The sequence below is a fragment of the Streptomyces melanosporofaciens genome (assembly GCF_900105695.1).
Taxonomy (GTDB): domain Bacteria; phylum Actinomycetota; class Actinomycetes; order Streptomycetales; family Streptomycetaceae; genus Streptomyces; species Streptomyces antimycoticus.
In genome coordinates, this window is record NZ_FNST01000002.1 from 9301775 (window position 1) to 9315212 (window position 13438).

General features: G+C 71.3%; 11 protein-coding genes and 1 pseudogene. 8 read left to right on the forward strand and 4 right to left on the reverse strand.

The window, feature by feature from the left end; translation table 11 throughout:
* Window positions 1-135: 135 nt before the first annotated feature.
* Window positions 136-903: an SDR family oxidoreductase gene (locus BLV72_RS42560; RefSeq protein WP_093469200.1), complete on the forward strand. Its 768-nt coding sequence runs from the start codon at window positions 136-138 to the stop codon at window positions 901-903.
* 60 nt (window positions 904-963) lie between these two features.
* Window positions 964-1179 (forward strand): tautomerase family protein, encoded by a 216-nt coding sequence (locus tag BLV72_RS42565; protein WP_093469201.1) that lies wholly within the window; start codon window positions 964-966, stop codon window positions 1177-1179.
* A gap of 58 nt (window positions 1180-1237) precedes the next feature.
* Here the strand turns inward: BLV72_RS42565 and BLV72_RS42570 are convergent, their stop codons facing one another.
* A complete protein-coding gene (locus BLV72_RS42570) occupies window positions 1238-2524 on the reverse strand; it encodes a cytochrome P450 (RefSeq protein WP_093469203.1) in 1287 nt (428 codons plus the stop codon).
* Window positions 2525-3293: 769 nt separating this feature from the next.
* Between BLV72_RS42570 and BLV72_RS42575 the strand changes: the two genes are divergently transcribed.
* The 6 genes from BLV72_RS42575 to BLV72_RS42600 all read left to right on the forward strand — a co-directional run bounded on the left by BLV72_RS42575 (window position 3294) and on the right by BLV72_RS42600 (window position 10076).
* A complete protein-coding gene (locus BLV72_RS42575) occupies window positions 3294-4082 on the forward strand; it encodes a trypsin-like serine peptidase (RefSeq protein WP_143059860.1) in 789 nt (262 codons plus the stop codon).
* 69 nt (window positions 4083-4151) lie between these two features.
* Window positions 4152-4394, forward strand: a complete 243-nt coding sequence (locus BLV72_RS42580; RefSeq protein WP_093469206.1) for a hypothetical protein — start codon at window positions 4152-4154, stop codon at window positions 4392-4394.
* A gap of 18 nt (window positions 4395-4412) precedes the next feature.
* The gene (locus tag BLV72_RS42585) at window positions 4413-5708 is read left to right on the forward strand and encodes a sensor histidine kinase (RefSeq protein ID WP_143059861.1); all 1296 of its coding nucleotides are present in this window, start codon (window positions 4413-4415) and stop codon (window positions 5706-5708) included.
* On the forward strand, window positions 5705-6355 hold the full coding sequence (locus tag BLV72_RS42590; protein WP_093469209.1) for a response regulator: 651 nt from the start codon (window positions 5705-5707) through the stop codon (window positions 6353-6355). Before BLV72_RS42585 ends, BLV72_RS42590 begins: the two co-directional genes overlap by 4 nt.
* Window positions 6356-6621: 266 nt before the next feature.
* Complete coding sequence (locus BLV72_RS42595; RefSeq protein WP_093470852.1) at window positions 6622-7389, forward strand: ABC transporter ATP-binding protein; 768 nt, start codon at window positions 6622-6624, stop codon at window positions 7387-7389.
* Between the two features lie 155 nt (window positions 7390-7544).
* Window positions 7545-10076 carry an ABC transporter permease gene (locus BLV72_RS42600; protein WP_093469211.1) on the forward strand — a complete coding sequence of 844 codons (2532 nt, stop codon included), beginning with the start codon at window positions 7545-7547 and terminating at the stop codon, window positions 10074-10076.
* A gap of 109 nt (window positions 10077-10185) precedes the next feature.
* On the opposite strand, the pseudogene BLV72_RS42605 reads toward BLV72_RS42600, so the two are convergent.
* From BLV72_RS42605 to BLV72_RS42615, 3 genes and pseudogenes are all read right to left on the reverse strand, one after another.
* A pseudogene (locus tag BLV72_RS42605) lies at window positions 10186-11348 on the reverse strand (serine hydrolase domain-containing protein).
* Window positions 11349-11465: 117 nt separating this feature from the next.
* Window positions 11466-12176: a response regulator gene (locus BLV72_RS42610; RefSeq protein ID WP_093469212.1), complete on the reverse strand. Its 711-nt coding sequence runs from the start codon at window positions 12174-12176 to the stop codon at window positions 11466-11468.
* Window positions 12173-13318 carry a sensor histidine kinase gene (locus BLV72_RS42615; RefSeq protein ID WP_425288486.1) on the reverse strand — a complete coding sequence of 382 codons (1146 nt, stop codon included), beginning with the start codon at window positions 13316-13318 and terminating at the stop codon, window positions 12173-12175. The genes BLV72_RS42610 and BLV72_RS42615 overlap by 4 nt, the downstream gene beginning before the upstream one ends.
* Window positions 13319-13438: the final 120 nt, after the last annotated feature.

A 13438-nucleotide genomic window follows, 5' to 3' on the forward strand; every position in this document is an offset into this window, starting at 1 on the left:
CAGCCCTGGCTGACCCGGAGACCCGGGCCCACAGTGGAGACATCGACGGAGCGTCGACGGCGACACCGCCGACGCTCCGGGCCACGGCCACACCATGTGGCATCCGCTCGCCTGCACCCCGTTCCAGGAGTCTCCATGTCACCCCAGGCAACCGCACCCCAGCACCCCACCGACCGGCCCCGCGTCGCCATCGTCACCGGCGGCTCCCGCGGTATCGGCCACGAGGCGGTGAAGCGGCTGGCCACCGACGGATACGCCGTCGTGGTCGGATACGCGGGCCACCGGGAGCCGGCCGAAGCCGCCGCCCAGGACATCACCGCCGCCGGTGGCCGGGCCGTCGCCGTCCGTGCCGATGTGGCCGACGAGCAGCAGGTGGCCGCGCTCTTCGACACCGCGGAGTCCGAGTACGGCGGGGTCGACGTCGTCGTCCACGCGGCCGGCCGGATGTACCTGGCCCCCATCGCCGAGCTGGACCTGGCGGAGCTGGACGCACTGCACCGCACCAACATCCGCGGAACCTTCGTCGTCGCCCAGCAGGCCGCCCGCAGGATCCGCGGCGGCGGGGCGCTCATCACCTTCTCCACGTCCATCGTGGGCCTGGCCCTCCCCACCTACGGCGCCTACAGCGCCAGCAAGGGAGCGACCGAGGCACTCACGATGATCCTGGCGCGCGAGCTGCGTGGCCGGGACGTCACCGCCAACACCGTCGCCCCCGGCCCCACCGCCACCGACCTCTTCCTCGAGGGCAAGGACGAGGAGACCATCGCCCGGATGGCGGCCCAGCCCCCGCTGGAGCGCCTCGGCACCCCCGCCGACATCGCCGAGGTCGTCGCCTTCCTCGCCTCCCCGGCCGGCCACTGGGTCAACGGCCAGGTCATCCGCGCCAACGGCGGCATCGTCTGACCGCCGCGGCGCCCCGCACGACCGCTTTCCACCCCTTCCCCGCCAGGAGAGAGAACGACCATGCCCTTCGCGAACTTCAAGGTCCCCGCCGGATCCCTCGACGAGAAGCAGAAGCGGGAGATCGTCACCCGTACCACCGAGCTGTACGTCGAGATCTACGGCGAGCGCGCCCGCGCCAACACCCTGGTCGTGGTCGAGGAGGTCACCGACGGCGGCTGGGGCATCGGCGGCAACGTCCTGACCCTCGCCATGCTCCAGCAGCCGCCCGGCCACTGACGCCACCGGACACGCACGGCCCCCCGGCGCCGCCCGGCGCCGGGGGTAGTCCCGGCTGCTAACCCGCGTTGACCGCCGTGGGGCTGAACGTGACGGGCAGCGATTCCAGGCAGCGGTACCAGAAGGAGTCCACCCACCTCAGCTCCTCGGGCGCGACCGCCAGCGTCAGGTCCGGAACGCGGTCCAGCAGCACCTCGATCGCCGTCTCCGCGATGATCCTGGCCGTCTCGGGACCGCCCGCCGGGCAGCCGTAGTCACCGCCGCTGAAGCTGACATGCGCGTGGTTCCCGCCGTGGCCGACGGGGGTGTCGGGCCACAGCAGCGGATCGGCGTTGGCGGCGGCCAGACCGAGGACGACGAGGTCGCCGGTGCGGATGCGCCGGCCCCCGAGGGCGGTGTCGCGGGTGGCGTACCGCCCGATGAGGTTCTGCAGCGGGGAGTCCGCCCACAGCACCTCGTTCATGGCCTCGCCGATGCTGCGGCGGTTGCCCGAGAGGGTCATGGCGAAGCGCTCGTCGGTGAGCATCAGCCGCAGGGTGTTGCCGATCCAGTACGAGGTGAGCGGCAGCGCGGCCGCCATCAGCACCATCAGGTCGGCGGTCTGCTGCTCCTCGGTGAGGTCCGGGGTGTTCAGGATGAACTGCGAGGTCAGGTCGGGGCCCGGCGCGTCGCGCTTGGCCTTCACCAGCTCCGCCACGTACGCGGCGACGTGCTGCTGGCCGGCGATGGCTTCCTCGTTGGAGAGGAACGAGACGGTCAGCCCTCCCGCCAGGGCCTCCAGCCCGGCCTCCTCGTCGGACAGGCCGAACAGCTCGGCCGTGGCGAGGGTGGGCACCGAGTAGATGTAGTCGTACACCAGGTCCGCCTTGCCGCTCGCGGCGAACTTGTCGATCAGCTGGTCGGCGAAGCGCTCGCAGTGCCCGCGCAGCACGAAGGGGTCGATCGTGGCGAGGGCCTCGCCGACGGCCGTCGCGCGCTGCCGGTGCTCCTCGCCCTCCGTGAAGGTCATCATCGGGCTGTACGCCACCCATGGCAGGAGTGGCCAGTCCGGCGGCACGCTGTCCCAGCCGTTCCAGCGGCGCGGGTCCCGGCCGAAGGTCTCGACGTCGGACAGCACCTGGCGCGTCTCGCGGTAGCCGAGGACGAACCAGGCGTCGATGTCGCCTTCGAGCAGGACGGGGGCGACCTGTCCGCTCTCGTGCCGTATCCGCTGGTAGGTCTCGGCCGGCCGGCGCCGGAAATCCGGCCCGTACAGCCGTGCGGCGTGGGCGGGGCAGCCCGGGGGCGGTGCGTCCGATGTGGGGTGCGGGGCCTGCGTGTCCTGGTCGTCCTGGGGGTTCGTCACTGCATTGTCTTCCTCGGGAGCGGTGGATCTGCGGGGCTGCCGGGAGGCTAACGAAGTGATCGCGTCAGGCCAACTTCCCTGCGGTGACGATTCCTCGGCGGAACCCCGTGGTGCGCCGGGCGGGTCGTGGACGAGGTGGGGTGGCGGGCGGTCCGTCGTGCTCCCGTATCCGCTGCGGTAGGCGGTGCATATGGCGCTGTGCGGGGCTGCTGTGCATATATGAATGCCCCCTCCATGAATTCAGCCGGATGAATGCGAATGCGGATTCCGGACACTGTGGGAGTGGGGCGGCCGTCGCCACAGAGGCGGTGGTGGGACGTGTTGTGCGTTGACGCGCGTCGACGCGTCGGAATTTCTCGTTCAATGCGGTACATGACCCATTCCGCTTTTGCCGGGGAGGGCAGCCCAGGAGCCGGGAAGCGATTTTCCGTACCGGCCCGGGCTGTAATGCCTGGCCGGATACCGTTCTGGCCACCCCCTAGGCCCTTGGCGTGCGCGCTTCAGCGCGCGATACGGTGCGGCCGGGATTTCTCCGGGGGCATCCGCTCCCTGTCCCGATCACAATTTGGGGGGACTGGTGCAGATACGCAAGGTCGTTTTAGCGGCGAGCGGAGTGGTTTTCGCATTCGCTCTGACGATTCCGGCGGCCGCGTCCGCCGACTCGAACAGCGCCGTCACACGTACCGCGGACACCGCGGTGTCCACACACAAGAGTGCGGCATCCCGCTCATCCGCTGAGTCCGCCGAGAATTACTGGACCCCGCAGCGCATGCGCAGAGCCGTCGAGGCCGACACGCCCGCCGACGCCAAGGCGTCGCGGAAGGCGGCCGTCGACGCGGCGGCCAAACCCTCTCAGCTCGCCAAACCGCAGAAGGCGACCACGTCGAAGAAGGCCCGCGGAATCCGTATCGCGACCTCGATCGTGCAGGGGAAGGTCTTCTTCCACAACCCGACCAACGGCGGCGACTACGCCTGCTCCGCCGCGGCGGTCAACAATCCCACGAAGAACATGGTGTTCACCGCCGGGCACTGTGTCCACGGTGGCGCCGGCGGCACCTGGGCGACCAACTGGGTGTTCGTTCCCGCCTATTACAACGGCTCCCGGCCGTACGGAACCTGGTCCGCCAAGACGCTCACCTCGTTCAACGGCTGGATCAACAGCAGTGACCTGAACTACGACATCGGCGTGGCCAACGTCTGGGACAACGGCACCAGCAAGCTGGTCAACACCGTCGGCGGTATGGGGCTCGGCTACAACTACGGGTACGTCAACACCGTGACCGTCTGGGGCTACCCGGCCGCCTTCGGCTACGACGGCGAGGTGCCCTACGTGTGCCAGAACATCGGCACCTGGCAGGACGGCTCCCGGGTGCAGAACGGGTGCACCATGGTCGAGGGCGCCAGCGGCGGCCCCTGGCTGCGGGACTACAACGAGACCACGGGCCTGGGGACCGAGATCGGGGTCACCAGCACCCGGACCGATCCGCCCGCCTATATCGACAGCCCCTACTTCGACAACAAGATCCAGACGATCTACGACAACACCGCCAACGGCTGAGCACCACACCGCACTCGGCCGGGGCCCCGCATCCAGGGGTCCCGGCCTCCGGCATCGGGAGAGAACGCCATGCGCCCGCTCACTGCAGCCCTCCTCACCGCGGCGATCGCGGCAACCGGCATCGTCGCGGCCCTCGCCGTCACCGCCCGGGGCCAGGACACCGGCGATCCCCCCGCCCCGGACACCCCACGGACCCACCGGGCCGATCCGCCGGACCCCTCGTACTGGACACCGGAGCGGGTGCGCGACGCCCGGCCCGCACCCATGCCCACCGACCCGCGCGCGGGAGACGGGCGGCAGTCGCCGCCGTAGGTGCGTAGGGTGGCGCGGGTGCGAATAGCTGTGTCCACCGGCCGGCGCGCCGGTTACCGACGTTGGCCGGGGCGGATCCTGATCTTGGCGCTGGCGCTGTTGTTCCTCTTCTCCGTCTATGAGGACATGCGGGAACGTATCGTCTTCAACCCGACCTTCGACACGGAGTCCTTCGTCGGGGACTGGGTGCCGGTCTGCTCCGGAGCCCTGGCCGGGGCGATGGCCGTGCTGGCCGTGGTGCGCGATGTCCGGTGGGTCCCACGGGCCGTACTGGTGGCCTGCGCCGGCACCTTCGTGGCCACCGTGGCCTATCACCTGCTGCCGGTGAACATGGTGACCAGCGAGAGCAGCGGCAGCGAACTCCTGGGCCTGCTGTTCCTCCTCGCCGTTGCGGTGCGCCGCTGCACGCCCCGGTGGGCCCTGGTGGCCATGGCGGCGGTGAGCGTCAGCGTGTACTCCGTCCCGGTGCTGCGGGACTCGAATCCCGGTGACTTCTCCGACAACACCCTGCTGGTGCTGGCCCTGGCCTTCGTCTGCGGCCTGGTGCTGCGCCTCTACGACGCCCAGCAGGAACGCACCGGACAGCTGGTGCGCCAGGAGGAACGGCTGGCGCTGGCCCGGGACCTGCACGACACCGTGGCCCATCAGGTGACCGCGATCGTGGTGCAGCTCCAGGCCGTGCGCCATGTCACCGGCCGGGGCACCCCCGACCCGCGGATGCTGAACGAGATGCTCGAGGCCGTCGAGCACGCGGGCGGCGAGGCGCTGACATCGATGCGGCGTCTGGTCGGTTCGATGCGCGGTGACGAGACCCCGCGGCATCCGGAGAACCTCGGCGAGGTTCTCACCCGCATCGTCGACGAGGCACGGGCGACAGGGCTGCCGATCCGGCTGGACCTCGGCCGCGACCTGCCGGAGGACGTCCCCGCGGAGGTCACCGGCGGGCTGAGTCGCGTCCTGCAGGAAGCCCTGACCAATGCCCAGCGCTATGCGCGCGGGGCGCGGTCGGTGGATGTGTCCGCCCGGGTCGCGGCGCGCCACGCCGAACTGGTCGTCGAGGACGACGGACAAGGCTCCCCGTCCGGACACCGCGGCAGCCTCGGCCGGCTCGGCGGCGGCTTCGGCATCATGGGCATGCGGGAGCGGATCGAGCTGCTCGGCGGCGCCTTCGAGGCGGGGCACCGCCCCGAGGGTGGGTGGCGTGTCCACGCCTCCGTACCACTGCACCCCGACGAGGCGTCACGGAACGCCCGTGCACGCGGGCCGCACGCCGTACGATCCGGGTTGCGGCTACGGGAGGGCAGGACGGCATGACCATACGCATCCTGGTCGCGGACGATCAGCATCTGGTGCGGGCCGGGTTCCGCATGGTGCTGTCGGCCGAGTCCGGTATGGAGGTGGTGGCCGAGGCCGCCGACGGGGCCTCGGCCCTGTCACTGGCCCGTGAGACCCGGCCGGACGTGTGTCTCGTGGACATCCGGATGCCCCCGCCCGACGGTCTGGAGGTCACCCGCCGACTGGCCGGCGGCGGTCATCTCGGAGCGCCGAAAGTGGTCGTGGTCACCACCTTCGACATCGACGAATATGTGTATACGGCGCTGTCGAACGGAGCGTCGGGCTTCCTCCTCAAGGACGCCGGTCCGGCGCTGCTGACCGAGGCCGTCCGGGCGGCCGTCCGCGGGGACGCCATGGTCGCCCCGCAGATCACCCTCCGTCTGCTGCAGCACTTCACCAAGGCACGGCGGCGCGGCGCATCCGAGCCGGCCGATCCGCTGACCGACCGCGAGGAGGAGGTCATCCAGGGCATCGCCCGCGGACTGACCAACCCGGAGATCGCCGCCGAGCTGTACATCGCGCCCAGCACGGTCAAGACCCATCTGGGGTCGGTCCAGGCGAAGCTGGGCCTGCGCAACAGGGTCGAGGTCGCGGCCTGGGCGTTCCGTACGGGGCGTGCCGAATAGCGGTCCCGCCGTAAGAGTGGTCCCGCCGTAAAAGCGTCCCGCCGTCATCGCCGTCCCGCCGTCCCGCCGTCATCGCCGTCCCGCCGTCATCGCGGTCCGGCCGGAAGGGCGGTCCCGCGGCGATCTCCCCCGATCGGTGGATGCGGTGCCGGATGTTCGGGGGATCCGCACGAGGGCGGCCGAGCGGGAGGCTCATGGACGTCGCCATCAGCGGCGGCACCCTCGGCCACGAGGGGCAATCCATCGAGCGTCCACCGAGGATCGGCATGCACGCAAACCTGCCCCCTTCCGCCCCGGAGAGCTACGCGGCCCACGCCACCGACCTGACCAAGGTCTACGGCACGGGGGATACCCGTGTGGTGGCCCTCGACGGGGTCACGGTCGGCTTCGTCCGGAGCCAGTTCACCGCGATCATGGGTCCCTCCGGATCGGGGAAGTCCACCCTGATGCACTGCATGGCCGGTCTCGACTCGCTGTCCTTCGGGTCGGTCCGCCTCGGCGACACGGAGATCGGCTCCCTGAACGACCGTCAGCTCACCCGGCTGCGCCGCGACCGCATCGGCTTCGTCTTCCAGGCGTTCAACCTGCTGCCCACTCTGAGCGCCGTGGAGAACATCACCCTCCCCATGGACATCGCGGGCCGTAAGCCGGAGCGGGCCTGGCTGGAGAGCATCATCCAGACCGTCGGCCTGGCCGACCGGCTCGACCACCGGCCCGGCCAGCTCTCCGGCGGCCAGCAGCAGCGCGTCGCCGTCGCCCGCGCGCTGGCGGGGCGGCCCGACATCGTCTTCGCCGACGAGCCCACGGGCAACCTGGACTCCCGTAGTGGCGCCGAGATCCTCGAGTTCCTGCGCGGTTCCACGAGCGCGCTGGGTCAGACCGTCGTCATGGTCACCCACGACCCCGCCGCCGCCTCCTACGCGGACCGTGTCGTCTTCCTCGCCGACGGGCGCATCGTCGACGAACTCCACGCGCCCACCGCCGAGGCCGTCCTGGAGCGCATGGGCCGCCTGACGCCGGCGCACCAGGTCTGACGTCCGCTCACCGCGCCTGACGCCCACGCGCCACGCCTGACGCCCACGCGCCACGCCTGACGTCCGCGCGTCGCGCCTGACCCAGACGCCCCGCGCCTGACGCGCGTCCCGCTCCCCGAGCACCCCCCACCCGGCACCCTCCCGGAAGGCCGTCCGTGTTCCGCACCGCCTTGCGCAACGTCCTCGCGCACAAAGCCCGCCTGCTGATGACCATGCTCGCTGTTCTGCTCGGCGTCGCCTTCGTCGTGGGCACCCTCGTCTTCACCGACACCGTCGGCAACGCCTACAAGGAGCGCTACCTCACCACCCTGCGCAATGTCTCGGTGCAGGCCACACCGCCGTTCGACGAGAAGGCCGGCGAGCCCGGAACGGTGGGGGAGGACACCCTGCGGCGTCTGCGGCGGCTGCCCGGCGTGGCGTCCGTGACCGGCTCCGTCGAAGGGTTCGCCGCCGTGGCCGCGAAGGATGGCCACCCCCTCGGCGAGGACGACGTGACCACGGCGGGCAACTACTTCCCCCAGGCCGACGGCAAGGACAACCGCCACCCGCTGACCGCCGGACGCCCTCCCACCGGGCCCGACGAGGTGCTGATGGACACCAGCACCGCCGACCAGGGCGGCTACCAGGTCGGCGACACCGTCCGGCTGGCCGTCGACGGGCCGGTGCTGCACAAGAAACTCGTCGGCATCGTCCGCACCGACGACACCTCCGGCTCCGGCGGCACCTCGGTGTTCTTCGACGACGCCACCGCGCAGAAGCTGTTGCTGAAGCCCGGCCAGTACGACGGAGTTTCCCTCGAGGCCGAGCGCGGCACCTCCGAGGAGCGGCTCGCGGCCGAGGCGCGCGATCTGCTGCCCGATGACTCCGAGATCAGCACGGGGGCCCAACTGCGCGCGCAGCAGCAGGCCGAGGCCGCCGAGGGGGCGGACGGGCTCGGCCAGGTGCTGCTCGTCTTCGCGGCCATCGCCCTGTTCGTCGGCATCTTCGTCATCGGCAACACCTTCACCATGCTGGTCACCCAGCGTTCGCAGGAGATGGCCCTGATGCGGGCCGTCGGTGCCGACCGCCGCCAGGTGACCCGCTCCGTCCTCATCGAGGCCGCCCTGCTGGGGCTGTGCGCAGGGGCCGCCGGGTTCCTCCTCGGCATCGGCGTGGCCATGGGCCTCCGGCAACTGTTCGCGTCCACCGGATCCGGTTTCCCCGACGGGCCGCTGGTCATCGCCCCGGGCACCGTACTGATCTCGTTCCTGGTGGGCGTCGTCGTCACCATGCTCGCCGCCTATCTGCCCGCCCGCCGCGCCGCCGCCGTGCCTCCCGTGGCCGCCATGTCCGCGCTCCACACGCCCCCGCCGGTCCGCGGCCTCCGCAGGCGCAACGCCATCGGTGTCGCCCTGATCGTGATCGGTGTGCTCGGCGTGCTGTACACGGCGTCCAGCGGCGAGCAGGGCCGCACCACCGTCCTCTTGCCGGCCGTTCTGCTGCTCATCGGCATCATCGTGGTGACCCCGGCGCTCTCCGGCCCGGCCATCACCCTGGCCGGGCCCCTCCTGCGCCGCTTCGGTGTCCCGGGCACGCTGGCCCCGCGCAACGCCCGGCGCAACCCCCGGCGCACCGCCTCCACGGCCTCGGCCCTGATGATCGGGCTGTCCATGGTCACCGGCCTCACGGTGGTCGCGGTGTCCGCCACGACATCGCTGCACCAGCGGGCGGAGAACACCGTCACGGCCGACTTCGAGATCTCGTCGAGGAGCAGCGGCCACCTGCCCGCGTCGGTCCATGAGACCCTGGCGAAGTCCACGGCCGTGACCTCCTCCAGCCCACAGCGCCAGAGCGCCGTCCGGAGCAGCGGCGACGAGGTGAACCTGACCGGTGTGGACCCCCGGAGCATCGGCGACCTCCTCGACCCGAGCTTCGCCTCGGGGTCGCTCGAGGCACTGGGCGCGAACGGCGGCAGGAACCTGCTGATCGACACCTCCACCGCCGACATCCACGGATGGACCATGGGACAGCGGGTGCCGGTGGTCTACGGCGACGGGAGCCGGGGCACCCTGCGGATCGGCGGCATCTACCGCGACGACGAATTCCTCCCGGCCACCATGATGCCGCTGGCCACCCTCCAGCCCCATCTGAAGGAGATCGAGGACACCTCGGTCCTGGTGCACACCAAGGACGGCGACGGCGAAACGGTACGTCGGTCCCTCCAGCGCGCCCTCGACCAGAACCCCCTCATCCAGCTGCGGAACACCGACGACCTGGCCGAGTCCGCCGGCGGCGAGACCATCACCCTGCTCCTCAACGTCCTGTACGGGCTGCTGGCCATGGCAGTGGTGATCGCCGTCCTGGGAGTCGTCAACACCCTCGCGATGTCCGTGTTCGAGCGCACCCGTGAGATCGGGATGCTGCGCGCGGTGGGGCTCCAGCCCGAGCAGACCAAGCGGATGATCCACCTGGAGTCCGTCCTCATCTCGCTGTTCGGGGCCCTTCTGGGCATCGGCGCGGGCATCTTCCTCGGCTGGGCCGCGGGCAGGCTCGCCTCCGACAGCATCCAGGGGTACGAGATGGTCATCCCCTGGGGCCGCATCGCCATGGCCCTCGCGGGCGCCGCACTCGTCGGCGTGGTGGCGGGACTCTGGCCCGCCCGCCGCGCGGCCCGGCTGAACGTCCTCACGGCCCTCAAGGCCGACTGAGGCGCGCGGGACGGACTGGACCCGGGCGGCGGTCGGACTGGTGCCACCGCCGCCACGGGTGCCACCCGGCGCATTCCCCTGAGCGCTCGGCGGTTGCCCGCCCGAGTGCTCAGGGGCTGCCGTAGGCGGCCACCATGATGTTCCGCGCCACCTCGTTCATCCCCTGGCCTTTGGCGTCCGTGGAGTTGACGCTGTAGACGAGGGTGCGCGAGCCGTCGCGGGTGGAGGCGATGCCGGTGTTGTAGCCCCAGCGGCCGCCCGTCTTGCCCCACACCTCACGGCCGCCCAGCTTCTTCATCGAGAGGCCGACCGCGTACGCGGCGGGGTCGCCAGTTCCCCAGTCCGCCACCTTCGGCAGGGTGAACATCTCGCGCAGCAGCGGGCCGCGCACCACGTGTCCCTGGAACAGGGCCTTGGTGAACCGCTCCAGGTCCGCCGTGGTCGAGATGATGTCACCCGCCGCCCAGCCGTCCGTCGCCCCCCACACCGACACATCGCGCAGACCGGTCGTGCCGTCGTCCAGCCGCATCGTCTGGTAGCCGTGGTTGTGCGGGCCGAGGATGCGCGGATCGACCCCCGGAAGATAGGTGTCGCGCAGCCCCAGCGGCTTCAGGATCCGGCGGGCCACCTGGTGTTCGTACGCGTCACCCGAGACCCGCTCGACGATCAGAGCGGCGATGGTGTAGCCGATGTTCAGATAGTGCTGCTTCTCGCCGGGCCGGAACTCGCGGTTCTTCGAGGTCGCCGAGCGGACCATGTCCTCGGGTCATGGATCCGGAAGCGGTCGGCGTACCACTCCTCGACCGTGTCCCCGGGGAAGTCAGGGGCCGGGATGCCGTGCGTGTGATTGAGCAACTGCCGGACGGTGACCTTCCCGTACGACGCCGGGATCAGCTCCGGCAGATACGAACGGGCGCTGCGGTCCAGGTCGAGCGTGCCCTCGGTGGCCAGCTGCAGGGCGACCGCGGCCGTGAAGACCTTGGTCACGGAACCGGCGCGGAAGCGGCCCGCCGGATCGGCCGGCCGGTTGGTCCTCAGGTCGTGCACACCCGAACTGCCTCTCCAGACGCCCTCGGAGCCTCCGACCCGTACCAGCGCGGCCGTCGCGTCCCGTGTCGGCAGACCCGCGATGGCGGCTTCCAGCGCCGGAATCCCGGACCGCGTTCGGTCCGCCGCGGACGAGGTGGCCGCGAGGGCCGGCGGCGCCGCCGGACCCGCCGCGACGCCCAGGACAAGCGCCGCGGCCAGCAGCGTGCGTCTGGTGCTCTGCATGGTCAACTCCAGTGATAGGGACGCGATAGGAGCGCCGTATGAGCCGTTGCTCCCGATGGCTCCATCCTGGTGACCGGCGGTCCGTCGCGGATCGCCCGCGCGAGCGTGTTCCGGGTGTCAGTCCCTCGCCGACGCGGGGGAGGAACCGGGCCGGGACGCTCCCCCGGGCGGGGGACCCCCGGCCGTGATCAGGCCCGTCTCGTACGCGCAGATCACCGCCTGGATCCGGTCCCGCAGCCCCAGCTTGGCGAGCACATTGCCGACATGCGTCTTGACCGTGTGATCGCTGACGACCAGCTCCGCCGCGATCTCGGCGTTCGACAGGCCGCGCGCGAGCAGCAGCAGTGTCTCCCGCTCCCGTGTGGTCAGCATGTCCAGGCGGGGATCGGGCCGCCGTGGCCGGGCGGTCGCCCGGGTGTACTGCTCCACCAGACGCCGGGCCACCGACGGCGCGAGCAGCGAGTCGCCCCGCGCCACCACCCGTACCGCATGCACCAGATCGTCCCTGCGCACATCCTTCAGCAGGAAGCCGCTCGCGCCCGCGTGCAGCGCTTCGTACACGTACTCGTCGGAGTCGAAGGTCGTCAGCATCACCGTCCGGCAGGCGCCGCCCGCGCCGATCGCGCGGCATGCCTCGATGCCGTCCATACCCGGCATCCGGATGTCGAGCAGCGCCACATCGGGCGCGTGCCGCCGCACCGCCGCGACGGCCTCGGCCCCGTCGCCCGCCTCCGCGATCACCTCGATGTCCGGCTGGGCGTCAAGGATCATGGAGAAGCCGCTGCGCACCAGCTCCTGGTCGTCGGCCACCACCACACGGATCGTCAACGCGCCACCTCCGCCGAGGAGAGTACGGGGAGGCGGACCCGTACCTCGAAGCCCCGGCCGTCCGGGCCCGGGCCGGTGACCGCCGTACCGCCGTGCGCCACGGCCCGCTCGCGGACCCCGATCAGACCGTGGCCGCCACCGGAACCGGGCTGTGGTCCGCGCCCGTCGTCCAGCACCCGGATGTCCACGACGCCCTCACCATAGGTGAGGTGGACGGAGACGGTACGGGCTCCCGCGTGCTTGACCACGTTGGTCAGTGCCTCCTGGACGACCCGGAAGACGGCCGCCCCGGTGGCGTCCGGCAGCTGCCGTACGGCCCCCGCCGACTCGTACGCGACCTCGAGGCCACTCGCCCGTACCCGGTCGAGAAGATCGGACAGACCGGCAAGGCCCGGCTGCGGCTCACGCGGGGCGCGGCCCGGCTCGTCGCCCGTGCGCAGCACTCCCAGCATCCGGCGCAGCTGGACCATCGCCTCCCGGCCCGTCGTGGAGATGGCGTCGAAGGCGGCCTCGGCCCGCTCCGGAGCCGTCCGCACGGCCACCGGACCGGCCTCCGCCTGCACGATCATCAGGCTCACCGCATGGGAGAGGATGTCGTGCATCTCCCGTGCGATCCTGGCCCGCTCGCGGGCGGCGGCCCGCTCCGCCTCGATCCGGTTCGCCCGCTGCCGGGCATCGGTCAGCCGACCGAAGACATAGGCCGCCGCGAACACGAAGAGGGAGAAGGTGAGCTCGCGCGCCGTCCGGGTGTTCAGCCACACCGACACCGGCACGGCAACCGTCAGCAGCCCCGCGGTGACCAGCCGCTTCCACGGCGGTGAAAGAACGGCGACCGTATAGACGATGACGAGCCCGGTGTAGGGCAGCGGCTGTCCGGGGCCCTCCACGGCCAGCTTGTACAGCGCGCTCGCCGCGATGATGGCGATCAGCACGGCGAGGGGAGCGCGTCGACGCCAGATCAGGGGGACGACGGTGAGCGTGGTCAGCCCGTAGGCGGGCCAGGTCGCCGGCTCCAGATCGGGTGGCCGCGGCACCACGAACGGCATCGTCATGGCCGCCTGGACCAGGAGCGCGATCCCCAGGTCAACGGCCAGAGGATGGGCTGCTCCCAGCGCCCGGCCCCGCTCCCACCACCCCCGCACAAAACAGGATGGTATCCGTTATGCCGCGCCATGGCCCTCGCGGGCGCCGCACTCGTCGGCGTCGTGGCGGGACTCTGGCCCGTCCGCCCGGCGGCCCGGCCGAACGTCCTCATGGCTCTC

Bases quoted from the DNA above. Each gene is read 5' to 3' on its own strand.
- BLV72_RS42560 (WP_093469200.1), top strand. From the start codon at position 136: ATGTCACCCCAGGCAACCGCACCCCAGCACCCCACCGACCGGCCCCGC.
- BLV72_RS42565 (WP_093469201.1), top strand. From the start codon at position 964: ATGCCCTTCGCGAACTTCAAGGTCCCCGCCGGATCCCTCGACGAGAAG.
- BLV72_RS42575 (WP_143059860.1), top strand. From the start codon at position 3,294: ATGCGCAGAGCCGTCGAGGCCGACACGCCCGCCGACGCCAAGGCGTCG.
- BLV72_RS42580 (WP_093469206.1), top strand. From the start codon at position 4,152: ATGCGCCCGCTCACTGCAGCCCTCCTCACCGCGGCGATCGCGGCAACC.
- BLV72_RS42590 (WP_093469209.1), top strand. From the start codon at position 5,705: ATGACCATACGCATCCTGGTCGCGGACGATCAGCATCTGGTGCGGGCC.
- BLV72_RS42595 (WP_093470852.1), top strand. From the start codon at position 6,622: ATGCACGCAAACCTGCCCCCTTCCGCCCCGGAGAGCTACGCGGCCCAC.